General features: G+C 69.7%; 17 protein-coding genes and 1 pseudogene. 11 read left to right on the top strand and 7 right to left on the bottom strand.

The window, feature by feature from the left end; all coding sequences use genetic code 11:
* Nucleotides 1-120: 120 nt before the first annotated feature.
* A complete protein-coding gene (gene yicI / locus STSP_RS03510; RefSeq protein ID WP_067271849.1) occupies nucleotides 121-2,409 on the bottom strand; it encodes an alpha-xylosidase in 2,289 nt (762 codons plus the stop codon).
* 479 nt (nucleotides 2,410-2,888) lie between these two features.
* On the opposite strand from yicI, the pseudogene STSP_RS03505 reads away from it, so the two are divergent.
* The 3 genes and pseudogenes from STSP_RS03505 to STSP_RS03495 all read left to right on the top strand — a co-directional run.
* Nucleotides 2,889-3,515: pseudogene (locus tag STSP_RS03505) on the top strand (carbohydrate ABC transporter permease); the annotation flags it as partial.
* Complete coding sequence (locus tag STSP_RS03500) at nucleotides 3,512-4,405, top strand: carbohydrate ABC transporter permease (protein WP_067271831.1); 894 nt, start codon at nucleotides 3,512-3,514, stop codon at nucleotides 4,403-4,405. The pseudogene STSP_RS03505 and the gene STSP_RS03500, both read left to right, overlap by 4 nt.
* Nucleotides 4,406-4,413: 8 nt before the next feature.
* Entirely contained in the window at nucleotides 4,414-5,802 is a 1,389-nt protein-coding gene (locus tag STSP_RS03495) for a GH1 family beta-glucosidase (protein ID WP_067271829.1), read from the top strand.
* 120 nt (nucleotides 5,803-5,922) lie between these two features.
* On the opposite strand, the gene STSP_RS03490 is transcribed toward STSP_RS03495, so the two are convergent.
* Nucleotides 5,923-7,170, bottom strand: coding sequence for an ROK family protein (locus STSP_RS03490; RefSeq protein ID WP_067271828.1), 1,248 nt, complete (start codon nucleotides 7,168-7,170; stop codon nucleotides 5,923-5,925).
* Between the two features lie 225 nt (nucleotides 7,171-7,395).
* Nucleotides 7,396-7,884: a hypothetical protein gene (locus STSP_RS03485; RefSeq protein ID WP_067271826.1), complete on the bottom strand. Its 489-nt coding sequence runs from the start codon at nucleotides 7,882-7,884 to the stop codon at nucleotides 7,396-7,398.
* A 284-nt stretch (nucleotides 7,885-8,168) separates the two neighbouring features.
* On the opposite strand from STSP_RS03485, the gene STSP_RS03480 reads away from it, so the two are divergent.
* The gene (locus tag STSP_RS03480) at nucleotides 8,169-8,810 is read left to right on the top strand and encodes a CBS domain-containing protein (protein WP_067271818.1); all 642 of its coding nucleotides are present in this window, start codon (nucleotides 8,169-8,171) and stop codon (nucleotides 8,808-8,810) included.
* Nucleotides 8,811-8,817: 7 nt separating this feature from the next.
* On the opposite strand, the gene STSP_RS03475 is transcribed toward STSP_RS03480, so the two are convergent.
* Nucleotides 8,818-10,509 (bottom strand): BCCT family transporter, encoded by a 1,692-nt coding sequence (locus STSP_RS03475; RefSeq protein ID WP_067271816.1) that lies wholly within the window; start codon nucleotides 10,507-10,509, stop codon nucleotides 8,818-8,820.
* A gap of 67 nt (nucleotides 10,510-10,576) precedes the next feature.
* Complete coding sequence (locus STSP_RS03470; protein WP_067271813.1) at nucleotides 10,577-12,706, bottom strand: alpha-galactosidase; 2,130 nt, start codon at nucleotides 12,704-12,706, stop codon at nucleotides 10,577-10,579.
* Nucleotides 12,707-12,821: 115 nt separating this feature from the next.
* On the opposite strand from STSP_RS03470, the gene STSP_RS03465 reads away from it, so the two are divergent.
* The 7 genes from STSP_RS03465 to STSP_RS39020 all read left to right on the top strand — a co-directional run bounded on the left by STSP_RS03465 (nucleotide 12,822) and on the right by STSP_RS39020 (nucleotide 21,343).
* Nucleotides 12,822-13,859: a LacI family DNA-binding transcriptional regulator gene (locus tag STSP_RS03465; RefSeq protein WP_067271810.1), complete on the top strand. Its 1,038-nt coding sequence runs from the start codon at nucleotides 12,822-12,824 to the stop codon at nucleotides 13,857-13,859.
* A gap of 131 nt (nucleotides 13,860-13,990) precedes the next feature.
* Nucleotides 13,991-15,313 carry an ABC transporter substrate-binding protein gene (locus tag STSP_RS03460; protein WP_067271807.1) on the top strand — a complete coding sequence of 441 codons (1,323 nt, stop codon included), beginning with the start codon at nucleotides 13,991-13,993 and terminating at the stop codon, nucleotides 15,311-15,313.
* Between the two features lie 46 nt (nucleotides 15,314-15,359).
* On the top strand, nucleotides 15,360-16,295 hold the full coding sequence (locus STSP_RS03455) for a carbohydrate ABC transporter permease (protein WP_067271806.1): 936 nt from the start codon (nucleotides 15,360-15,362) through the stop codon (nucleotides 16,293-16,295).
* Nucleotides 16,296-16,309: 14 nt separating this feature from the next.
* A complete protein-coding gene (locus tag STSP_RS03450; RefSeq protein ID WP_067271847.1) occupies nucleotides 16,310-17,155 on the top strand; it encodes a carbohydrate ABC transporter permease in 846 nt (281 codons plus the stop codon).
* A 109-nt stretch (nucleotides 17,156-17,264) separates the two neighbouring features.
* Nucleotides 17,265-19,721 carry a CBM35 domain-containing protein gene (locus STSP_RS03445; RefSeq protein WP_067271804.1) on the top strand — a complete coding sequence of 819 codons (2,457 nt, stop codon included), beginning with the start codon at nucleotides 17,265-17,267 and terminating at the stop codon, nucleotides 19,719-19,721.
* A 327-nt stretch (nucleotides 19,722-20,048) separates the two neighbouring features.
* The gene (locus tag STSP_RS03440; protein ID WP_078066861.1) at nucleotides 20,049-21,047 is read left to right on the top strand and encodes an arabinan endo-1,5-alpha-L-arabinosidase; all 999 of its coding nucleotides are present in this window, start codon (nucleotides 20,049-20,051) and stop codon (nucleotides 21,045-21,047) included.
* Nucleotides 21,029-21,343: an RICIN domain-containing protein gene (locus STSP_RS39020; RefSeq protein ID WP_067271803.1), complete on the top strand. Its 315-nt coding sequence runs from the start codon at nucleotides 21,029-21,031 to the stop codon at nucleotides 21,341-21,343. The genes STSP_RS03440 and STSP_RS39020 overlap by 19 nt, the downstream gene beginning before the upstream one ends.
* Before the next feature lie 70 nt (nucleotides 21,344-21,413).
* On the opposite strand, the gene STSP_RS03430 is transcribed toward STSP_RS39020, so the two are convergent.
* On the bottom strand, nucleotides 21,414-22,754 hold the full coding sequence (locus STSP_RS03430) for an MFS transporter (protein ID WP_067271801.1): 1,341 nt from the start codon (nucleotides 22,752-22,754) through the stop codon (nucleotides 21,414-21,416).
* Between the two features lie 214 nt (nucleotides 22,755-22,968).
* Nucleotides 22,969-23,634 carry a TetR/AcrR family transcriptional regulator gene (locus tag STSP_RS03425; RefSeq protein WP_067271799.1) on the bottom strand — a complete coding sequence of 222 codons (666 nt, stop codon included), beginning with the start codon at nucleotides 23,632-23,634 and terminating at the stop codon, nucleotides 22,969-22,971.
* Nucleotides 23,635-23,837 lie beyond the last annotated feature (203 nt).

Genomic DNA, 23,837 nt, shown 5'->3' with positions numbered 1-23,837 from the left:
ACGAGGGCACCAACCAGGTCCAGCGGATCGTGATGTCCCGCAACCTGCCGTAAGGCGCAAGAGAGCTGTCCTGCCTGGCGGGGGCGGCCGGTCAGGCAGGACAGCACCTCAGCCCGCGCCTCACCCCAGGCGCAGAACCACTTCGCCCGCGCCCTCCGCCGATGCCGAGGCCTCGCCACCGCCCGGCACCTCCACACGGAACGCCCTGTCCGTACCGTGCGCGGTGACCCGCAGCACCTCGCCCTCGCGCACGACGCGGTACGTCGCCGCGGGGGCGCCGCTGTGGTCCGGCACCGTGACCTCGGCCTCGTACGCAGGGGAGCCGGCGGCGTGTACGCGCAGGGTCAGGCCGTCCAGCCAGTCGCCGTCGGGGCGCTGGTCGTCCGCGCCGAGCGGCAGCACGGCGCCCTCGCGCACATAGAGGGGCAGGCTGTCGAAGCCGTGCCTCTCGGCGCGCCACACCGGGCCGGTGACGGTCTCTCCGGTCAGCAGGTGCGTCCAGGTGCCCTCGGGCAGGTAGTACTCGACGTCGCCCTCGGCGGTGAAGACGGGCGCCACGAGCAGGTCGGGGCCGAGCATGTACTGCCGGTCGAGGGTGCGGCACGTCGGGTCCTGCGGGAACTCAAGCAGCATCGGCCGCATCATGGGCACGCCGGTGCGGTGGGCCTCGACGGCGGCACCGTACAGATACGGCATCAGACGGTGCTTGAGCAGCGTGAACTGCCGGGCCACGTCGACCGCTTCGTCACCGAACGCCCACGGCACCCGGTACGACGACGACCCGTGCAGCCGGCTGTGCGAGGACAGCAGGCCGAAGGCGAGCCAGCGCTTGAAGACCTCCGGGTCGGGCGTGCCCTCGAACCCGCCGATGTCGTGGCTCCAGAAACCGAAGCCCGACAGGCCAAGGGACAGTCCGCCGCGCAGTGATTCGGCCATGGCCTCGAAGGAGGCCCAGCAGTCACCGCCCCAGTGCACGGGGAACTGCTGTCCGCCTGCCGTGGCGGAGCGGGCGAAGAGGACGGCCTCGCCCTGGCCGCGCTCCTTCTCCAGGAGTTCGAAGACGGTGCGGTTGTAGAGCTGGGTGTAGTAGTTGTGCATACGCTCCGGGTCGGAGCCGTCGTGCCACACCACATCCGTCGGGATGCGCTCGCCGAAGTCCGTCTTGAAGCCGTCGACGCCCTGGTCGAGCAGCACCTTCAGCTTCGACTGGAACCAGGCGCAGGCCTCCGGGTTGGTGAAGTCCACGAGGCCCATACCGGCCTGCCACAGGTCCCACTGCCACACGTCGCCGTCGGCGGTGCGCACCAGGTAGCCCTTCTCGGCGGCTTCGTCGAAGAGGGCGGACTTCTGCCCGATGTACGGGTTGATCCAGACGCAGATCCGCAGGCCGCGCTCCTTGAGCCGCGCGAGCATCCCGACCGGGTCCGGGAAGACCTCCGGGTCCCACTCGAAGTCGCACCACTGGTACTCGCGCATCCAGAAGCAGTCGAAGTGGAAGACGGTGAGCGGGATGTCGCGCTCGGCCATGCCGTCCACGAAGGACGTCACCGTCTCCTCGTCGTACGACGTGGTGAAGGAGGTCGTCAGCCACAGCCCGAAGGACCAGGCCGGCGGCAGCGCGGCACGTCCGGTCAGCGCCGTGTACCGGCTGAGCACGTCCTTCGGTGACGGCCCGGCGACGACGTAGTACTCCAGCGACTGGTCCTCGACGCTGAACTGCACCTGGCCGACGGACTCGGAGCCGACCTCGAAGGAGACCTTGCCCGGGTGGTTGACGAAGACGCCGTAGCCGCGCGAGGAGAGGTAGAAGGGGATGTTCTTGTACGCCTGCTCGCTGCTGGTACCGCCGTCGGCCTGCCACATGTCGACGACCTGGCCGTTCTTCACGTACGGGGTGAAGCGCTCGCCGAGGCCGTAGACGTTCTCGCCGACACCGAGGGCCAGCTGGGCCAGCATCTGGTGCGAGCCGTCGTCCGTGGTGACGAAGCCGGTGCCCCGGTGTCCGGCGGAGGTCAGTTCGCGGCCGTCCTCGCCGAGGAAGGTGAGGCCCCAAGGTGCCGCCGTGTCCAGCCGCAGGGTGAGAGGGCCGCTGACGAGTTCGGTCACCGACCCGTCCCGGCGCACACGGCCGGCGCCCGCGTCCAGGGCGGCTCCCGGCAGCTCGAAGTCCGGTCCGCGGTGACGCCGTCCGGCGTGGTGCGTGAGGCGTACGCCGATCACGCCCTCGGCCGGTGAGAAGCAGTCGACGGTGAGCAGGGCCGAGTTGAGCGTGTCGCCCCGGCGCTGCACCCGCTTGACGGAGGCGTACGCGGTGAAACGGTCGGCGGTGGCGCGCACGTCGCGCACCTCGGTGGCGTACGAGGCGCGGACGCCGTCACGCATGAGCCAGAAGCCGTCAGTGAACTTCATGATCGTCCTCGGTCGGGCGTGGCAGGTGCAGACGAACACCCGGACTTCCTGCCAGCGGGTTTGGTCGTACTCAGAACATTGTGTCGAAGCGCTTCGATTTCGACGCTGTGTCTCTATCACAAGGCGGCGCGTCTGACTGTGACGACGGTATCAGCGTCGGGGTCTGGTGTCGAAGCGCTTCGACAGCGATATTAGTCAGGATCGTAAACAAACCAAGGGCCGGTGGACGGGTCGCCTGGCCCGACCTTCGCAGACCCCACTCGTCGACCCACCGCCGTGCGGAACTGCCGGAGCCGTACGCGCGCAGAGATCCACCCGCCGGGACACGGGACGTCCCTGCGGGCCGGCGTACCTCCCACGCAAGGGCACCACCGTGACAGCACACTCCACCGTGACAGCACACTCCCAGGCCGCCCCGCGCCCACCGCGGCGGCGTTCCAGGCGGGCTCTGGTCCCGCTCACCGTCGTCTCGGCGCTCACAGTTCTGCATCGGCCTGGCCCTCGCGGTCTTCTTCAACCGCCACTTCCCGCTGGGCGGCGTGCTCCGCTCGCTGATCCCACTGCCGTGGCTCGTCCCCATGGTCGTCTCCTGCATCGTCTGGCGGCGCATCCTCGACCAGGACACCGGGGTCCTCAACTCGTTCCTCGGCCTGTTCGGCCTGGGGGACACCCCCTGGCTGACCAGCACGAGCGTGGCGCTGCTCGCGGTCGTCCTGGTCAACATCTGGATCGGCATCCCGTTCAACATGGTGATCCTCTACGGCGGCATTCAGGAGATCCCGAAGGAGCTCTACGAGGCGGCCTCGCTGGACGGCGGCTCCGCCTGGCGTACCTTCCGCTCCATCACCCTGCCGCTGCTGAAGCCCGTCATCACCGTGGTCCTGGTGCTCGGCTTCATGTCGACCGTCAAGATCCTCGACCTGATCCTCGCCCTCACCGACGGCGGCCCCGCCGACTCGACGCAGACCCTGGGCACCCTCACGTACCAGAACTCCTTCGTTCAGCTGGACTTCGGAGCCGGTGCCGTGGTCGGCAACGTCCTGATCCTGATCTCCGCCGTCTTCGCGGTGTTCTACCTGTGGGCCAACCGCAACGAGGGGAAGTGACCGGCATGGCGACCACCACCCGCACCGCCGCCGTCCCGCCCACGGCAGTTCCGGCCGCGGCAGTTCCGGCCGCGGCCGTCAACAAGCCGAAGCGCCGCTGGGGCGCCACCGCGTTCGGCGTCGCCGTCCTGGCCGTGATGCTGTTCCCGCTGTACTGGATGGTCAACACCGCGCTGCAGCCCGAGGCCGGACTGCTCGAGGTGGACCCGTTCCCGAGCAGCCTGGACCTGTCCGGCTTCAGCTCCGCCGTCACCGAACAGGGCACCAACCTGCTCACCTCGCTCGCCGTCGCACTCGGCGCCGTGGCCATCTGCCTGGCGATCTCCGCGCCCGCCGCCTACGGGCTCGCCCAGTTCCGGTTGCCCGGCACCAAGGCCATCGTCTTCGGCACCCTCATCACCCAGATGGTGCCGGGCATCGTCATCGCCAACGCCCTCTACAGCGCGTACGTCGACCTCGGCCTCGTCAACTCGTACTTCGGCCTGATGCTCGCCGACGCCTCGCTCGGCATCCCCTTCGCGATCGTGCTGATGCGGTCCTTCATGGTGGCCATCCCCAGGGAGGTCATCGAGGCCGCCCAGGTCGACGGCTCGGGCCGGGTCCGCACCTTCGTCCAGGTGGTGCTGCCGATGAGCCGCAACTCCCTCATCACCGCAGGTCTGTTCTCCTTCCTGTACGCGTGGAGCGACTTCATGTTCGCCCTCACGCTGAACACCACGGACGACGTGAAGCCGATCACGCTGGGCATCTACCAGTACATCGGCGCGCACGTCGGCGACTGGGGCTCGGTCATGGCGGCATCCGTGCTGTCGGCCGTCCCGGCCGCGATCCTGCTCGTCCTCGCCCAGAAGTACATCGCAGCCGGTATCACCGGCGGATCCGTCAAGTAAAGGGAGACATGAGCGACTTCCCCAGCTTCCCGAGCTTCCCGCCCGGCTTCGTCTTCGGCGCCGCCACCGCCTCGTACCAGATCGAGGGCGCGGCGAACGAGGACGGCCGCGGGCCCTCCATCTGGGACACCTACAGCCACACCCCCGGCCGAACGGACCGCGGCGACACCGGAGACGTGGCCTGCGACCACTACCACCGCTACCGCGAGGACGTGGCGCTGCTGCGCGAACTCGGCGTGGACTCCTACCGCTTCTCCATCGCCTGGCCGCGCATCCAGCCGGACGGCTCCGGGCCGGTCAACCCCAAGGGCCTGGACTTCTACTCCCGGCTGGTGGACGAGCTGCTGGAGGCGGGCATCGAACCGGCCGCAACGCTCTACCACTGGGACCTGCCCCAGGCGCTGGAGGACCGTGGCGGCTGGCGGGTGCGCGAGACCGCCGAGCGGTTCGCCGAGTACACCGCGATCGTCGCCGAGCACCTTGGCGACCGCGTACCCCGCTGGATCACCCTCAACGAGCCGTGGTGCAGCGCCTTCCTCGGCTACTCGGTCGGGCGGCACGCGCCCGGCGCGCAGGAGGGCACGGGCGCGCTGGCCGCAGCACACCATCTGCTGGTCGGCCACGGCCTCGCGGTCAAGGCGCTGCGCGCCGCGGGCGTACGCGAGGTGGGGATCACCCTCAACCCGGACTGGAACGTCCCCGCCTCCGACTCGGACGCCGACCTCGCCGCGGTCGTCCGCGCCGACACCCTGCACAACCTGGTGTGGACGGAACCGCTGTTCGCCAGCCGCTACCCGGCCACCGAGGAGGAGACCTGGGGCGAGCTCATCACCGGCCAGAACTTCCGCCGCGAGGGCGACCTGGAGCTGATCGGGCAGCCACTGGACTTCCTGGGCGTCAACTACTACCGGCCCATCGTGGTCGCGGCGGCCCCGCACCGGGAGGCCGATCCCGCGAAGCGCGTCGCCACCGACAACCGGTACACGGAGGTCGCCTACCCCGGTGTCCGGCACACCGCGATGAACTGGCCGGTCGTCCCCGAGACCTTCACCGACCTGCTCGTCGCCATGAAGCAGCGCTACGGCGACGCCCTGCCGCCCGTCCACATCACCGAGAACGGCTCCGCCGAGCACGACACGGTCGACGCGGACGGCACGGTGCACGACACGGACCGCGTCGAGTACCTCAGCAGCCACCTCACCGCTCTGCGGGCAGCCATGGACGCCGGGGTCGACGTGCGCGGCTACTACGTCTGGTCGCTGCTCGACAACTTCGAGTGGGCCCTCGGCTACGCCAAGCGGTTCGGCATCGTCCGGGTCGACTACGACACCCTCGAGCGCACCCCGAAGGACAGCTACCGCTGGTACCAGCAGCTGATCGCGGCCCATCGGGGCTGATCGGCGGGCTGTGGTGCGCGGGGCGGACGCGTCAGGGCGCAGGCGCCCGCCCGCGCACCTGGCGCCGTCACGTCCGCCCCGCACCCGGCGCCGTCAGTTGGCCCCGCGCACCCAGGGCCGTCACTCCGTCGGCTTCCCGTGCTGCGCATAGGCCAACGGATCGGCCAGTACCTCGCGTACGACCAGAGCCGCCGCGCCCCGAGCGGCATCCCCGGACGAGGAGGAGGCACGCAGCCGTCCGCTGCCCGGCTCCCACAGCCCCGATACGACGCGTACGGTCAGCTCGCGGTCAACGGCAGGCGCCAGCCACGGCATCAGTTCGCGGTAGATGCCACCGAGGACGACGGCGTCCGGATCGAACAGATTCACCGCGCCGGACAGCACAAGCCCCAGTTTCTGCCCGGCCTGCTCGAGCGCCGTCACGGCCCGCTCGTCGCCGCGCCGTGCCCGGCGCTCCAGCTCGGCCACCCCCGGACCCGCCGCCACGTCGTCCAGGCCCGCGGCCTTCAGAAGGGCCGCCTGGCCCGCGTACTGCTCCAGGCAGCCGTGCGCACCGCAGCGGCACAGGGGACCGAGCTGGTCCACCGCCACGTGGCCGATCTCACCGGCGAAACCGTGGGCGCCGCGCAGCAGTTCACCGCCCAGCACCAGTGCGCCGCCGATACCGATCTCGCCGCTCACGTAGACGAAGGTGCGGGCGCCCTCCGGCGCGCCGCCGAACCACAGCTCGGCCAGCGCCGCCACGTTCGCCTCGTTGTCGGCGCTGACCGGCAGGGCGCGCTCGGTGCGCCGCAGCGTGGACAGCGCCTGGGCGAACAGGCCCTCGACGGCGACGCGCTGCCAGCCCAGATTGGGCGCCTGACGCACCGTGCCACCGGAGATCAGACCCGGCAGGGCCAGCTCGACGCCCACCGGCCGCAGCCCCTGCTCGGCGGCCGACTCCAGCGCGCGGGAGGCGATCCGGGCCGCGTGGGCCAGTACGTCGGCGGCCGGTACGCCCCGGTTGTCGAGCCGTTCGACGAGCCGCACCCGGTCGGTTCCGGCGAGGTCCACGACGCACACCGCGACATAGTCGATGTTGATCTCGACGCCCAGCCCGGCGGGTCCGGTGCGGGCCACCTTCAACGCGGTCCCGGGCCGCCCCGCCTGCCCGCTGAACGTCTTGCCCGACTCCGTGAGGAACCCGCCCTCCAGCAGCTGTTCCACCAGCGAAGAGACGGCCGCCCTGGTCAGCCCCACGTGCGCGGCGACCCCGGCCCGGGTCACCTCGCCCGCGTCACGGACGGCCCGCAGCACGAGACTCAGATTGTGCCGCCGCACCGTGGCCTTGTCGGCCTTTGGCTCCAGGGGAGTGAGGTGGTTGCTCATGGTGCGGCCGAGCCTATGCGACCGTGTTGGCGGCTGTGGCGGGGTACATCGCCCCCTGGTCCTGCCCGGTACGCGCCCTGAAGGGGCGCGGGGCTGTGACATATGCGGCTCCGCCGCGCGGGCGCGACCAGCCACGATGGTGCCGCAGACGAGCGACGGCAAGCGCCGCGCCCGGCCGTGCGTACGGCAACCCGACGGTTGCCGTACGCACGGCCCGGGCCCGCCTCACCACGTCAGGGTCAGCGAACCCCCGATCGGCAGCGTGTGCCAGCGGTCGGCGTAGTCCTCGAACCGGGACACGATCCGGTCGACCACCGCGGGGATCTCCCCTGCCGTGACATAAGCCGGCAGCTCCTGCGCATGGCCGTGCCGCACCTCCCATACGGGCACGGCGATGCCCGCCAGCTCCTCCGACAGGGCCATGTCCGCCTGCGCCTGGGGAGACGACTTCACCCGCTTCGACTTGCGGCGTCGCGCGGCCCTGGCGCGCTCCGCGGGGTCGGCCGGCCAGAACATGCCGTTGTCACCGGCGGCCAGCCGCCCGTAGACCCCGAGCTTGATGCCCGCCTCCGCCTCGACGAGGAAGTGCACCAGGTCGTGCGGCAGATAAGGATGCCCGCCGGGCCCGTTGCGCGGGGCGAGCGCAGCCCCGGTCTCGCGGTGCACCGCGATGTCGTAGCTCGTACCGGGGCCCTTGGTGAAAACGACGCGCATGCCCGCAACCGTAGGAGACGGTCGCTGCCGGATGCACCTTGTTTTCCGCACCCGGTTTTCCGGCCGACGCGACGACGAAGTCGCCGTCCGCGCTCCTGGCCGTGGGACCGCCGACCCTCCCCGCCGGGCCGAACGTCACTGGTCGCCGGAGCGGCGCGGTGCTGTGATGGGTAGAGGAGACGGCGCGGACGAGCCGACAGGCCGCGGAGGCCGGCGCCCGCGCGTCGTCCGCCCGGGCGGTCCGACCGCGGCCGCCCCGTCGCACAGCGGAAGAGGCCGATGCCATGCTGCACCGACGCACGGTCGGTGACGTGATGACCGAGGAGGTCGTCACCCTCCGCCCCAGCACACCGTTCCAGGAGGTGGCCGCCCTGCTGGACGCGAACGACATCGCCGCGGCCCCGGTCGTCGACGACGACGGCGCCCCCGTCGGCGTCGTGACCGCATCCGACGTGCTGCGGCACGAGACCGGCATGCCCGACCCGCTGGGGCGTGACGGGAACGAGGAGCGCGCCTGGGGCAAGGCCCGGGCCCGGACCGCGGGCGCACTCATGAGCAGCCCCGTCTTCACCGCCCGCGCCGACTGGACGATCCCCCGGGCCGCGCGGGAACTCCGCAAGCGGCGCGTCAAGCAGCTGCCGGTGGTCGGCGACGACGGGCTCCTCACCGGCATCGTCAGCCGTAGCGACCTGCTCGACGCCTACATCCGCTCCGACGCCGAGATCCGCGGTGAGGTCGAGCGGGACGTCCTGGGGCGCATCCTCGGCCTGGACGAGGGCACCGTCGCGGTCGAGGTCCGGGACGGGGCCGTCACCCTGCGGGGGCACGTCCCGGAACCGCGTCTCGTCCCGGTGGTCGTGGGCCTCTGCCAAGGCGTCGACGGTGTCGTCGCTGTGGACGCCCACCTCGCCGCCCGGGCGGGCTAGCCAGGGCTCATACGCCCGGGCCGTCGCCGCCGCCGTCGCGGCGAGCGCCCTCTCCCCGCCCACGCCGCGGATGGCGGGCGTGGCCGTGCTCGGTGATCTCGTCGCCGAGCATCGCCGTCACCGCGTCCCGCAAGCCGTGCAGGGCGTGCCGCGGGGGCCCGGCCCCCGGATCCTCGCGCAGCTCGGCGATCAGCGCCCAGCACACCATCAGCATCACGATCACGAACGGCAGCGCCACCAGGATCGTCGCCGTCTGCAGCGAGGCGAGCCCGCCCGCGAGCAGCAGCACCGCCGCGACCGCGGCCATCAGCACGCCCCACAGGACGACCAGCCAGGTACGGGGGTGCAGCGCTCCCCGGCTGGTCAGCGAGCCCATCACGATGGACGCCGAGTCGGCGCTCGTCACGAAGTACATCATCACCAGCGCCATCGCGATCCACGACGTCACCGTGCCCAGCGGCAGGTTGTCAAGGAGCCCGAACAGCGAGGCCTCCGCGCCCTCCTGAACCGTTTCTGCAAGGTTCGCCTGCCCGGTCGCGTCCATCCGGATCGCGCTGCCGCCCATGACGGAGAACCAGATCATGGTCGCGCCGCTGGGCACCAGCAGCACCCCGACGAGGAACTCGCGGATCGTCCGGCCGTGCGAGATGCGGGCGAGGAAGGTGCCGACGAACGGCGCCCACGACAGCCACCACGCCCAGTAGAAGATCGTCCACCGGCCGGTCCACTCCGGGTCCGTGAAGACGCCGGTCCGGGAGGCCATGGGGAGCAACTCGCTGAAGTACCCGCCCACGCTCGCCGGGATGCTGTCCAGCACGTACACGGTGGGGCCGACCACGAACACGAACAGCATCAGCAGCGCTGCCAGCACGACGTTGAGGGTGCTCAGCCACTTCACGCCCCGGTGGACACCGGAGAAGGCCGAGATCACGAAGGCCGCCGACAGCGACACGATGATGATCATGTCGAGCGCCCTGGACTCCTGCACCCCTGCCGTCAGATCGAGGCCCTTGGCGACCTGGAGGGTGCCGAGGCCGAGGCTGGTGGCCGTGCCGAAGACGGTCGCGAAGACCGCCAGCAGATCGACCGCCTTGCCGGGCCAGCCGTCCGCCCACCGCTCGCCCATGAGCGGCACGAAAGCCGAGCTCAGACGGTTCCCCCGGGACTTGCGGAAGACCGCGTACGCGAGGGCGAGACCGGCCACCCCGTAGATCGCCCACGGGGTGAGCGTCCAGTGGAAGAACGAGTACTCCATGGCCGTGAGGGCCGCGCCCGGGGTACGGGGCTCCACGCCCGAGCCGGGCGGCGGCTCCACATAGTGCTGCAGCGGCTCACCCACGCCGTAGAACATCAGGCCGATGCCCATTCCGGCGCTGAACATCATCGCGATCCACGCGGTATTGGTGAATTCCGGTTCCGCGTCGTCCCGGCCCAGGCGGATCATCCCGAACCGGCTGAAGGCGAGGATCAGGCACAGCACCAGAAAGAAGTCGGCGGCCACCACGAAAAGCCAGCCGAAGTTGGACAGGACCCAGTTCAGGGCGCTGTCCGACACAGCGGCGAAGTTGTCCTTGCCGATGGCCGCCCACGCCACGACCACCAGCACCGCGACCACGCCGATGGTCACGATCGCCGGGTCCGGAGGGTGATCCTTCGGCTGCTGGTCGAGGCCGGCCGGGGCCGTGGAGTCCGTGCTCATGGGATCCCACTATGGTGGGATAACAGGGGATTCGTGGGGCTGGCACGCCGTTCGTCGGCGACTCCTCTCACGCCGCCTGTCCGGGGACCATCTCCGTCAACCGGACGAGCAGGCAAGCCGGATCCCCCGCCAGGTCGACGGCGAGTTCGCACCGGTCGGCATGCCACACTGCGGTGGCCTGCGGCGATGACGTGTGCAGGATCGACGTGTGCAGGATCTCGGAGCGCACGGCACGGTCCGCGAGGTGCGGCACGCGCAGCGTCCGGCCCGTTGCACCACCTCTGCGCCACACCGACACATACGTCGCGTCCTCCCCCTGTAGCCCCAGTGCCACCCACGCGTCGTCCCAGCCCGGCAGCCCGAGCGGCCAGAACGGAACGGTCCGCGGCAGGTCCTGGCGCAGCGACTTGTACGTGTCCAAGGCCTGCCGTACCAGGGCGAGTTGGCCCGGCGACATGTGGTTCAGATAGCCCGACAGATGGATCCGCCCCAGCAGCGCACCGCCGAGCGTGAAGGCGATCTCCTCGTCCGTGAACTCCGGCTGCGGATACGCCCACACCGCGCCCTGCTCCGGTGGCACCACGGTGGGCGCGGCGGCTGCGATCGGCGGGTAGCGGAGGGGGTCCTGCTGGTCGCTGGTGGACTGGAGCTGGGTGACGGCGAGCGAGGCGCCGTCCATGCGCATGCCGCCGGAGGCGCAGTTCTCGATCACCAGGCCGGGGTGGCGGTCGAGGAGGGACGACAGCCAGTCCAGCCAGGCGCGGGAATGGCCGAGCAGTGGGCCGCCGGGGGAGACCGTGATGTTGTAGTCGAGCTTGAGGTAGCCCACGCCCCACTCGCCGACGATCCGGTCGACCGCCGCGTCGAGGTGGGCGCGGGCAGCCGGGTGGCGCAAGTCCAGCTGGTGGCGGCCGTGCTCGGTGACGCGCATGCCGTCCTGGCGCACGAACGCCTCGTCGGGCAGGGACCGGGCGACCGGGCTGCGCACGCCCACCACCTCCGGCTCCAGCCACAGTCCCGGCACCATGCCGCGGCTGCGGATGTGGTCGAGGACTGCCGTGATCCCGCCGTCCGGGAAGCGGCGCTCTGAGGGCAGCCACTCGCCGACGCTGTCCCACCACCCTCGAGCGTCGTCGTCGTACCAGCCCGAGTCGATGCAGAAGTACTCGGCGCCGACCGAGGCCGCCGCGTCGATCAGCGGCAGCAGCTTCTCCGTCGTCGGGTCGCCCATCAGCGTGTTCATGTAGTCGTTGAAGACGACGGGCAGGGTGGTGTGGTCGGGGTGCGGCCGGCGCGCGGCACGGCGGTACGCGGTGAGCGCGGCCAGGGCGTCCTCGAAGCCGGAACCGAGGGCGAGCACTGCCGGTTCGGTCGTGAACTCCGCTCCCTGAGCGAGGTGTTCGCGCCATTGGTGTTCGGCATCTGTGGGCCCGCCGAGCGCCAGATACGTACCGCCCCCGCACTCGCCCGTGTCCCAGCGCCAGGCGACCGCCGACTCGATCTGCCACAGCCAGGTCCGGCCGTCCGTGCGGTCGGAGAGTGCTCCCATCGCCAGATGGCCGTCGGTGGGCCAGCTGCCCCGGCTTCTCACCGCCAGGCAGGCGCGGCTGTCGTGCTCGTGGAACTCCCGGCCGATGTCGGCGACATGGGCGCGCAGTGGCTCGGTGAACCAGCGGCACTCGGCCAGCCAGTCGTTGCGCGCGCGGTGCACGTCGAGGACGTCGGGCGAGGGCAGGCCGCCGAGCAGCAGGCTGGACACGGATCGCAGGACGAGCGGCTCGGCTCCCTCGTTGCGCAGCCGGACCTCGGAGCGTATGACCGGGATGCCGTCCGGTGAGGAGTACACCACCTCGGCCGCCAAGCCGGTGGTCTCGTCGAGGAGTTCGACATGCAGTCGGTGCCAGACGCCGTCCCGCTCGGAGCGGTGGGCGCGGTGCCGCAGCCGCCCGCCGAGCGCCGAGTCGATGAACCGAGGCCCCGACCAGCCGTTGCCGTGTCCCAGCGCGGTGATCTCCACCAGGGGCAGCGCCGATGCGGAGTCGACGGTCGTGAGGGCGCTCTCCTCCGGCCTCGCGAGTCGGGTGACCCTCAGTGCCCCGTCGGGACCGGTGGCGAACTCGGCCTCGAGTCCCGCGTGACCCCAAGTGAACTTCTCCTCGGGACTGGTGGCGGGGCTGGTGGGTGCGTCACCGGTCAACGTGGACCCTCCTGAATTCCTGTGTCCGCCGCTGCCGACGGCGTGCGTCGTCCTACGTGTGAATCCGTCGTTACGGTCTCTTGACGGGGTCTGTGTGACCGGTCACAATCCTGGCATGAATGTGACCGGTCACACAAGCAGGACGGCGAGCATCCGGGACGTCGCAGCCGCGGCGAACGTCTCGTACCAGACCGTCTCCCGCGTGATCAACGGCCACCCCAGCGTGAAGCCGTCGACCCGGGAGCGCGTGCTCGCCGCCATCGAGGAGTTGGGGTTCCGGCGCAGCGCCACCGCGCACGCGCTGGCCAGCGGCCGCTCCCGGTCGGTCACCGTGCTCACCGCCAACATCACCCACCACGGCTACGCCAACATCCTGCAGGGCATCGAGGAGGCCGCCCGCTCGGCCTCGTACACCATGGCCATCGGCGTGCTGGAGTCGGCCGACGAGACCGCGGTACGGGCCGACGTGCAGCGCGCCGCCGACGCCGGCGGCGGGCTGATCGTCATCGCATACGATCCGGCCGGCGTGCGGGCCCTGCAGGAGGTACCCGCAGGAATCCCCGTCGTGGGCGTGGTCGAGACCCCCGCGCGGACACCCGGCGGCGACCTGCCCTGGGTGTGGACCGACGACCGCGTGGCGGCCTACGAGGCCACCCGCCATCTGCTGTCACTCGGCCACGAGACCGTGCACTACGTCGCCATCCCCTCGAGCACACGGCGCACCGCGGCGCGTACGGCGGGCTGGCGGGCCGCGCTCCGCGAGGCGGGAGCCACCGAACCCCGCCCCGTGCAGGGCACGTGGGGTCCGGCGGGCGGCCATACCGCGGGCCGCAAGCTGGCCGCCGATCCGTCCGTCACCGCGATCCTGTGCGGCAACGACGACCTCGCGCTGGGGGTGATGCGGGCGCTGCACGAGGCGGGCCGCGGTATCCCCGGCGATGTGAGCGTGGTCGGTTTCGACGACGCCCCGCACGCCGCGTACCTCACCCCGTCGCTCACCTCCGTACGACAGGACTTCACCGGCCTCGGGCGGGCGGCCTTCGGGTTGCTGCACGGGGTCGTCGAACAGTCCGCTCCCGTGGCCCCGCACCCCGTCTCCGTACCGGAACTGGTCGTCAGGGAGAGCTCCGGTCCGCCGCAGAGCGCAGCCTGACCACCCGTCAGAGAGTGCTCCGAGCGACCGACATTCAGCGCCAGACATCCCGCCCCGCCGACCAAAGCCCCTCCCAAGCCCCCGCTCACACCCCTCTCCAGACCCGTCCACGCAGCGAAGGCAGAGCCCCGATGAAGCGAGTTCTCCCAGCCCTCGTGCTGATATGCGCCACCGCCCTCACCGCCACCGCCTGCAGCGATCCGACCGCGGGGAACGGCGGCGCCGACTCCGCGCCCCAGTCGAAGGTCGACCCCACGGCGAAGCTCGACGGCGTGAAACTGACCATGTGGACGGCGCAGAACACCGTCAACGCCCCCAAGCAGGTCATCGACGCCTTCGAGAAGGCCACCGGTGCCGAGGTCGACACCCAGGCGATCCCTGACCTGTACGAACAGAACGTGCCGACGAAGCTCGCTTCGGGCGACAAGCCGGACCTGATGTTCTGGCAGCCGTCCATCTCCACGCTGCCGTTCATCCAGCCGCAGCAGAACCTGCTCACCCTCGACGACGAGCCCTGGGTGAACAAGCTCGGCGACACCGAGAAGTCCCTCGGCGTCATCGACGGCAAGCGCTACGCCGCCATCGTCACCGTCCCCGCCATGCTCGGCGTCTACTACAACAAGGACGTCTTCAAGAAGGCGGGCATCACCGAGGACCAGTTCCCCAAGAGCTACGACGAGCTGCTCGCCCTCGGCCACAAGATCAAGGACAAGACGGACGCCGCCGCCTTCTACGAGTCCGGCTCCGACAAGTGGCCCCTGCAGTGGCAGATGCAGGTGCAGCTCACCGACCTCGACAAGCAGTGGTGGGCAGACCTCAACAAGAACAAGGAGAAGTGGACCGACCCGGTCGTCGTCAACGCCATCACCAAGTACAAGGAGAAGCTGCTCGACGCCGGTCTCGCGCAGAAGAACTACAAGACCGGCACCTTCACCGGCTCCGCCGACGCACTCTGGAACGGCGACGTCGGCATGGTCCTCAACGTCACCTCCTTCCAGACGCAGATCCAGGCCAAACACAGCACCGAGGAGATCAACAAGAAGCTGGGCTGGTTCCCGATCTCCAACTCCGACGACACCGGCATGTACTCGCCGGACCAGACGAACGGCGTCGTCGCCTTCAAGACCGGCGACGAGAAGCGGGAGAACGCCGCCCGCCAGTTCCTGGCCTTCTGGCTGGACACGGACTACGCCTCGTACATCAAGGCGATGAAGATCCCCTCGGTGCAGCCCGGAGTGCCCAGCCCCGACGGGCTCCCGGACACCTCGAAGGCCCAGATGAACGCGCTGCCGACGGCGAACGGCGTCTTCCAGGCCAAGGCCATCGTCGCCCCGGACACGCACCTGTATCTCGCCGACATGCTCTACGGCAAGAAGACCCCGAAGCAGGTGGCCCAGGCGATCCAGGACCAGTTCGCGCAGGTGGCCAAGGCCCAGGGCGCGCCCGGTTTCTGATCTGCTTTCTGATCTGCGAAACGCTTCGGAACGAGGAGTTCCCGTCGTGGCGGACACAGCCATACGCATGGACGAGGCGGCACCGTCCGCCCGGAAGCAGCGGAGGACGCAGAAGAACGTGGGACGGCTGCCGCGCGCGGCCGTCCACCACCCCTGGTGGTTCGCGCTCCCGGCCGTCGCGGTCTTCGTGACCTTCTTCCTGGTGCCCAACCTGCTCAACTTCTACTACCCGTTCACCAACTGGTCCTCGTACCACGCGGACATCGCCTTCACGGGCCTCGACAACTTCAAGACGGTCGTGGACGACGGCTCGCTGCTGAGGGCCATCAGGACGACGCTCGTGTACGCGGCCCTCGCCGCCCTCTTCCAGAACGGCTTCGGTCTCGGCCTGGCGCTGCTCCTGGAGGAGGACACCCGCTTCAACCGGTTCTTCCGCGCCGTCTTCTTCCTGCCCGTCCTGATCTCGGCGCTCGCCGTCGGATACGTGTTCCAGGCGCTCCTGGACCAGGACGGTGCGGTCAACTCGGTGTTGGGCATGGACGTCCCCTGGCTGGGCTCGACCACCTGGACGCTCGTCCTGGTCTCCGTCATCCACGGCTGGAAGTGGATGGGCCTGTCGATGCTGATCTATCTCGCCGGGCTCAAGGGCATCCCGGGCGACATGCTGGAGGCGGCGAGGATGGACGGTGCCGGTCCCTGGCGGACCTTCTGGTCGGTGCGCTGGCCGATGCTCGCACCGGCCGTCACGTTCAACGTGACCACCGCGCTGATCGGTTCGATGAACACCTTCGACATCGTGCAGGCCACCACCGGCGGCGGCCCGGCCGCCTCCACCGAGGTCTTCAACATCTACATGTTCCGGGTCTTCGGGCAGGGCCTGTACGCGCAGGCGTCCACGATGAGCCTGGTCCTCTTCCTGATCGTGGTCGCGATCGCGATCCCGCTGGTCATCGGGTTGCGCCGAAGGGAGCAGATGCTGTGAGCGCGCTCTCCGTGATGTCTGGAACCGGGTCTTCGGGAGCCCGTGTCTGGCGCTTCGGTCGCCCCGCACTCGTCCTGCTGCTCGCCGGCCTCGCCGTGGGCGTGCCGCTGTGGCTGGTCCTGGTCACCTCGGCCAAGCCGCAGGGCGAGGCGGTCAAACCCAACCTCGACCTGCCGCACCACTGGCAGCCCGCCCAGAACTACGCGGACGCCGTGAGCCAGGGCGAGATGCTGCGCGGCCTGCTCAACTCCCTTGCGGTCGTGGTGCCTTCGGTGGTTCTCGTGCTGATCCTCGGCGCGGGCGCGGCCTGGGTCTTCGCCCGCCGCACGTCGAAGCTGGTCTCCGCGGCGTACGCCCTCACCATCAGCGGACTGCTGCTGCCGCCCGCCGTGATCACCATCGTCATGGAGCTGCGCCAGTTCGGCCTGGCGAACACCAGGCCGGGCATGATCGCCGTCTACACCGGGATGTATCTGTCGACGTCGATCTTCTTCATGACCGGATTCATCCGCTCCATCCCGGCCGAGCTGGAGGAGGCCGCCCGGATGGACGGGGCGAAGCCGCTGCGGATCTTCCTACGCATCATCCTGCCGCTGCTGCGGCCGGTCATCGCCACCGCCACGATCATGGTGATGCTCTACGCCTGGAGCGACATCTTCTACGCCTTCTTCGTCCTCGGCGGCGGAGATGCGGCGACCCTCCCGATCAACCTCTACCAGGTCGCCAGCGCCCAGCTCTACCTCAACAACTGGCACCTCATCTTCGCGTACGTGGTGGTGATGAGCCTGCCGATGGTCGCCGTGTTCCTGGTGGCCCAACGAAAGATCGTTTCCGGAATCACCAGTGGAGCCGTCAAGTAACCAGGAGGTCCCTGTGAGCAGAACGAGCCGCACGTCACGTACACCCGGCAAGAGAAGAACAAGGCGGATATCGACCGTCTTACTGACCACAGTGATGGGAGCGGCAGCGATGGCCGGCACCCTGCCCACCGCCCAGCCCGCCCGGGCGGCAGCCGCCCAGAGCATCACCGTCGATCTGGGCGCCCCCGAGGGCAAGGTCATGTACGGCGCCAACGGCGCCCTCTACGGACTGGGCGACGACGGCGTCCCGAGCGACGCCGCCCTCGCCCCGCTGAAGATCACGTCCATCTCGCAGAAGCCGGACGGCGGACTGCAGCACCCGAACGGCGACGCGATCGCCGTCTCGAAGTCCTTCTTCCGCAACGGCGGCGGCGACGTCAACGTGATGATGCAGGACATCTACCAGAAGTGGCCGTACGAGGACCTGGGCCTCGACGACTACCTCACCAAGGTCGACTCCATCGTCGAGAAGGTCAACGCGGCCGAGCACAGTGACCGCTTCGTCTACGTCCCGTTCAACGAGCCCGACTGGATCTGGTACGGCCTCAACACCAAGGACCCGGCGCAGTACGAGAAGAACCGCGACCGCTTCCTCGCCGACTGGAAGACCGTCTACCAGCGCATCCGCGCCCAGGACCCGGACGCCCGGATCGCGGGCCCCAACGAGGCCTACTACGACAAGCGGCTGCTGCCCGACTTCCTCGCCTACGCCAAGGCCAACGACGTCCTGCCCGACGTGATGACCTGGCACGAGCTGTCCCCGGACTCGCTCAGGTACTTCCAGTCCAACTACGACCACTACCGCGCCCTGGAGAAGTCCCTCGGCATCCCGCCGCTGCCCGTCAACATCGACGAGTACGCCAACCGCCGCGACCTGTCCGTCCCGGGACAACTGGTGCAGTGGGTCTCGATGTTCGAACGGAACAAGGTTCTCGCCAACCAGGCCTACTGGGACGCCGCGGGCAACCTCAGCGGCAACGTCGTACGCACCAACATCCCCAACGGCAGCTGGTGGCTCTTCCGCTGGTACGCGGGGATGACCGGCCAGACGGTGAAGGTCACCCCGCCGTCGCCGAACACGATCGACACACTCCAGGGCCTGGCCTCGCTCGACACCTCACGCCGGCAGGCGCAGGTGCTGGTCGGCGGGGCCTCCGGTGACGCGGACGTCGCCGTGCAGCACGTCGACCCGAAGGTCTTCGGCACCTCGGTCACGGCGACCGTGGCCGAGGCGGCCTGGTCCGGGTACGAGGGTCAGCATGCAGCGCCGCGCGTGCTGTCGCGGGTGAAGCTGAGCGTGGGCGCGGACGGCAGCGTCACCGTCCCGCTCAAGGGCATGCAGCAGATGTCCGCCTACCGGATCGTGCTCACCCCGGCGGGTTCGGGCACCCCGGCCGCGGCGAGCGTCCCGTGGTCGGCTTCGTACGAGGCCGAGGACGCGAAGATCACCGGAGGCCAGGTCTACACCCAGGGCACGGTCTCCAACGCCAACGGCTACGCCGCCTCCGGCACCAAGGACGTCGGCTCGCTGAAGACCGCCGACAGCAAGGTCGACTTCACCGTCACCGTGCCGAGCACCGGCACGTACGACCTGTCGATCCTGTACGGCAACCAGTCCGGCGCCCCCTCCACCCAGAAGCTGTCCGTCGACGGCGGCCCGGCGACCACGGTCACGTATCCGTCGACCGAGAACTGGACCTACCGGGCGAAGAAGGACCTGACCGTCGACCTCACCGCCGGGACGCACACCCTCACCCTGGCCCGGGACAGGGGCGAGGCCACGCTCGACCGCATCGACCTGACCGCGCACGTCACGCCTGCGGCGTCGTACGAGGCCACGCTCGCCGACATCTCCGGCAACGTGTCGTACGACTACGGCGACTCGTCCGGGACCGGCACGGGCGCGCTGGTCCTCGACTCCGGCGACAAGGCGGTGTTCGACGTCTACGCACCGCGCGACGGCTACTTCACCGTGACGTCGCGCGCGTCGGCGGCCGTGCAGCTGTCGCTGCACGGCGAGACGGTGGCGGCCGCCCCGAACCGGCCGCTGAAGCTGTACCTCGTCGCAGGCAACAACCGCATCACGGCCACCGGGCACGCGGCGCTGCGGTCCCTCGACGTGACGGGCTCGGGCTCGTCGTCCGGCACGCTCACGTACGAGGGTGCCCAGGCGACGCTGGCGGGTGGCGCCCGGCTCGTGGACAGCGCGTACGCCTCGTCGGGGTCGTACATCGGCTGGCTCGGCAACAGCGCCTCCAGCACCGCCACCTTCACCGTCGACGCGCCGCGCACCGGCACGTACGTCCTCGTCGTCGACTACAGCCACAACGACCGCCGCGACAACGGCCATGCGTACAACACCGACATCATGTCCCGCACCGCGGACGTCACGGTCGGCGGCGAGACTCGGACGGTGACCTTCAAGAACACCTGGAGCTGGGACGACTACTGGACCCTCGGCGTCCCGGTCGAGCTGAAGGAGGGCTCGAACACCGTCACCTTCGGCAACGCGTCCGCGTGGGCGCCCAACATCGACCGGATACAGGTGGCTCCGGTACGCGGCTGACGTACGGTCGCCGAACATGAAGCGGGCCCGCGCCGCGCGACTTGTGATCCATGGTCGCGTGGCGCGGGCCCGGCTTTCTGCACTGCGCGTGACGGCAGGTGTCGTGACGTGTGGCGTGAAATGGCGTGCGAGTGGCGGAAGTCGTGCTGTGAGAAGCGTTGACGCGAAAGCGCTTCGATTCTACGTTTCCGAGCCGTAAGTGTCCGAACAGGCGGCCGCTGTCCGGTATTTCGGACGCCCCATGGCCTCTGTCCGGCTGCTTGGTGGCAGGTGTCTGTTGCCGCCTGCCACCACCCACAACCCCCACAACCGCCCAGGAGGTCCCGAGTGAGCCGCACCTCCCGCAGTACCCGCACCGGCCGCGCCCGCGGACGGGTGCTCCTCGCCGTCCCGGCAGCCGCGCTGCTCGCCCTGATCCCCAGCACCGCGAACGCGTACCCCAACCCGGGCCGTGTCACGGGCGCGACCGTCGTCCACGACCCGACCATGATCCGCACCTCGTCCGGCCAATACCTGCTCTACGCCACCGGCGGCGGCATCAGCAACCGCACCTCGACCGACCGGATCGCCTTCAGCGCCGGCGCCGACGCGTTCGGCTCGCGCCCCAGCTGGTGGTCGAGCTACTCCTCCGTCCCGGAGGCCTGGGCGCCCGACATCTCGTACCACGGCGGCAAGTACCTGATGTACTACTCCGTCTCGAAGTTCGGCTCGAACACCTCGGCCATCGGGCTCGCGACCTCCACCACAGGGCAGCCGGGCAGCTGGACGGACCAGGGCATCGTCTACACGTCGAACTCGTTCAACGACTACAACGCCATCGACCCGAACCTCTTCGTCGACAGTGACGGCAAGTGGTGGCTGTCCTTCGGCTCCTGGTGGACGGGGATCAAGATGATCCAGATCAACCCGTCGACCGGGAAGCAGCTCTCCACGAATACCACCCGGTACTCGCTCGCCTCCCGCCCGACCGGCACCAAGGCCGTCGAGGCGCCGTACATCGTGAAGCGGAACGGCTACTACTACCTCTTCGCCTCGTACGACACGTGCTGCGCGGGCACCAGCTCGACGTACAAGGTCAAGGTGGGCCGCGCCACCAGCATCACCGGCCCGTACTACGACAAGAACGGAGTCGCCATGATGAACAACGGCGGCACGCCCGTCCTCGAGTCGCACGGCAGCATCATCGGCCCCGGCGGCCAGTCGATCATGAACGACGTGGACGGCGACCTGATCGTCTACCACTACTACGACGCCAACGACAACGGCACCCCGAAGCTCGGGATCAACCTTCTGAACTGGAGCAGCGGATGGCCCGTCGCCTACTGACCTTGCTGGCGGCCTGCGCCCGCCCGAGTAGTGCAGCTCGGGCGCCCCTCAGTACGCCCCTCGCGGGGCCGTCGGGAGAACCGTCGACCGCCTCCACGACGTACACCATCGTCAACCGCAACAGCGGCAAGTTCCGGTTCGTCGCCACAGCGTCGGGCGGCTGGGTGCGCATCGTCAACCAGGCCACCGGCAAGGTCGCCGACGTCGCGAACTGCTCGACGGCGGACGGAGCCGACGTACGGCAGTGGTCGTGGCTGAGCAACACCTGCCAGCAGTGGCAGCTGAAGCCGGCGTGAGCCCGGCACAAGCCGCGTGAACATGCTTCGGGGCCAGCCTCACCGAGCCCGGCCCCGAAGCGCCCGAATGTCAGGCCGCCACGGTCTCGCGCCCTGCCGCCTCCTGCGGTCGCCGCAGGCCCAGCTGCTCCGTCGGCACCTTGTGCGTCTCGCGCGCGGTGAGCGCGGCGAGCACCGGCGGGATGCAGAGCACCGCCGTGAACAGGGCCACGGCCGACCAGTCGTCACCGTTCGGGCCGGCGATCTCCGCGGCGAACGTCACGGCGAACCCGGCGACGGCGAAGCCGATCTGCGTGCCGATGGCCATGCCCGACAGGCGTACGCGCGTGGAGAACATCTCGCCGTAGAAGGAGGGCCAGATGCCGTTGGCGGCGCTGTAGACGATGCCGAAGGTGGCGATGCCGAGGATCAGGACCAGCGGGTACGAGCCGGTGGAGATGGCCCAGAGGTAGGCGAACATCATGATCGCGCTGCCGGCGGCACCCGTGAGGAAGACCGGCCTGCGGCCGATGCGGTCGGAGAGCCTGGCCCACAGCGGGATGGCGCCGAGGGCGACCAGGTTGGCGAGCGCGCCCACCCACAGCATGCTCGAGCGGTCCAGGCCGACCGAGTCGCTGGTCGCGTACGCCAGGGCCCAGACGGTGAAGATCGTGCTGACCGACGCGACCAGGGCACCGGCGATCACGCGCAGCACGTCCGCCCAGTGCTCGCGGAACAGCACCAGCAGCGGAAGCTTGGCCACGCCCTCGGTCGCGGCCTGCTGGGTGAAGGCCGGGGTCTCCTCGAGCGTGCGGCGGATGACGTAGCCGACGACGGCGACGACGACGCTGAGCCAGAACGGGACGCGCCAGCCCCAGCTGAGCAGCTGGTCCTCGGGCAGGGCCGCGACCGGGATGAAGGCGAGGGTGGCGAGGAGCTGGCCCGCCTGCGTGCCGTTGAGCGTGAAGCTCGTGAAGTAGCCGCGGCGGTGCGGCGGTGCGTGTTCCAGCGTCATGGAGTTGGCGCTCGCCTGCTCACCTGCGGCCGAGATGCCCTGCAGGATGCGGCACAGCACCAGGAGGACGGGGGCGAGGGTGCCGACCTGCGCCCGTGTCGGCAGGCAGCCGATGAGGAAGGTGGACACGCCCATCAGGATCAGTGTGAAGACCATGATCTTCTTGCGGCCCAGACGGTCTCCGACATGGCCCAGGAACAGCGCGCCGATCGGACGGGCCGCGTACGCGACGCCGAAGGTGGCCAGCGACAGCAGGGTCGCCGTGGCCGGGTCCGACTCGTCGAAGAAGATCTTGGGGAAGATCAGCGCGGCGGCGCTGCCGTAGATGAAGAAGTCGTAGTACTCGAGGGCGCTGCCGATCCAGGCAGCGAGCGCAGCCTTTCGCGGCTGGCCCTGGTGGGCGTCGGGGACGGTCACGGCGGCTCCTTGGGGGCTTCCGGAGAAGGGTAGAGCGGGTGAGGTGAGGAGAGCCGGGCCCCTCAGGGTCGGGGGCGGCTGTCACCGGCGCTCCGGTCGGAAGGCGGGTGATTAACTCACTGGATAGTTAATAGCGAGTGGCTACGGATGTTGCGCTCGCGTATCCCGCCTGTCAAGGGGTCGCGCAGAAACCGGTCCTGCGTGGCTCTGGCGTTCAGTCCGCCGAGCGGTCCGCCGTGAGGTAGGCGATGACCATGTCGCCGAGCATGTTCCGGTAGTGCTCCCGCTGGTCCGCGGCGACCAGGTCGCGGCCGAAGAGGGCGCCGAACGTGTGTCGGTTGGCGACCCGGAAGAAGCAGAACGCGCTGATCATCGCGTGCAGGTCCACCGCGTCGACATCGGCCGTGAACAGGCCCGATGCCCGGCCCGCCTCGAGGATCCGCCGGATCACCTCGATCGCGGGCGAGCTGAGCTTGCCGAGCGCCTCGGACGCGGCGATGTGCTCCGCCTCGTGGATGTTCTCGATGCTGACGAGCCGGATGAAGTCCGGGTGCGCCTCGTGGTGGTCGAAGGTGAGCTCGGCCAGCCGGCGGATGGCCGCGACCGGGTCGAGATGCTCGACTTCGAGCTCCTGCTCGGCCTGCCTGATCACGGAGTACGCACGCTCCAGTACGGCCGTGAACAGCTGCTCCTTGCCGCCGAAGTAGTAGTAGATCATCCGTTTCGTGGTGCGCGTGCGGGCCGCGATCTCGTCGACGCGGGCACCCGTGTACCCGGCGCGGGCGAACTCCTGGGTCGCCACGTCGAGGATCTCGGCCTTGGTGCGGGCGGCGTCGCGGATGCGTCCGCCGGGTCGGGCCGGTTCTTCGACAGTGGTCATCCGTTGGTTCCTTCGGAGTGGGTGAAGCCGGTGTGGGGCACTGGTGCCGCCGGGCGGGGCTTGGGTCCTGCCCGATGGTGGCGATTGTAGAAGCCGGTCCCGCTCGCGGGCCCGTGTAGATCAACGGTCCGCGCAGCCCCCGGAGTTTCCGGAGGGGGCTTCCTGTCGAGCCGAGCGCCTGATATGACTAACGAACCAGTTCG

Origin of the sequence: Streptomyces jeddahensis, from assembly GCF_001642995.1 — a bacterium.
GTDB classification, from domain to species: Bacteria; Actinomycetota; Actinomycetes; order Streptomycetales; family Streptomycetaceae; genus Streptomyces; species Streptomyces jeddahensis.
This window is presented reverse-complemented; position numbering and strand designations above follow the sequence as displayed.

Coding starts and splice junctions, on each gene's coding strand:
- yicI (WP_067271849.1), bottom strand. CDS start 2,409: ATGAAGTTCACTGACGGCTTCTGGCTCATGCGTGACGGCGTCCGCGCC.
- STSP_RS03495 (WP_067271829.1), top strand. CDS start 4,414: ATGAGCGACTTCCCCAGCTTCCCGAGCTTCCCGCCCGGCTTCGTCTTC.
- STSP_RS03490 (WP_067271828.1), bottom strand. CDS start 7,170: ATGAGCAACCACCTCACTCCCCTGGAGCCAAAGGCCGACAAGGCCACG.
- STSP_RS03485 (WP_067271826.1), bottom strand. CDS start 7,884: ATGCGCGTCGTTTTCACCAAGGGCCCCGGTACGAGCTACGACATCGCG.
- STSP_RS03480 (WP_067271818.1), top strand. CDS start 8,169: ATGCTGCACCGACGCACGGTCGGTGACGTGATGACCGAGGAGGTCGTC.
- STSP_RS03475 (WP_067271816.1), bottom strand. CDS start 10,509: ATGAGCACGGACTCCACGGCCCCGGCCGGCCTCGACCAGCAGCCGAAG.
- STSP_RS03465 (WP_067271810.1), top strand. CDS start 12,822: ATGAATGTGACCGGTCACACAAGCAGGACGGCGAGCATCCGGGACGTC.
- STSP_RS03460 (WP_067271807.1), top strand. CDS start 13,991: ATGAAGCGAGTTCTCCCAGCCCTCGTGCTGATATGCGCCACCGCCCTC.
- STSP_RS03450 (WP_067271847.1), top strand. CDS start 16,310: ATGTCTGGAACCGGGTCTTCGGGAGCCCGTGTCTGGCGCTTCGGTCGC.
- STSP_RS03445 (WP_067271804.1), top strand. CDS start 17,265: ATGGCCGGCACCCTGCCCACCGCCCAGCCCGCCCGGGCGGCAGCCGCC.
- STSP_RS39020 (WP_067271803.1), top strand. CDS start 21,029: ATGGCCCGTCGCCTACTGACCTTGCTGGCGGCCTGCGCCCGCCCGAGT.
- STSP_RS03425 (WP_067271799.1), bottom strand. CDS start 23,634: ATGACCACTGTCGAAGAACCGGCCCGACCCGGCGGACGCATCCGCGAC.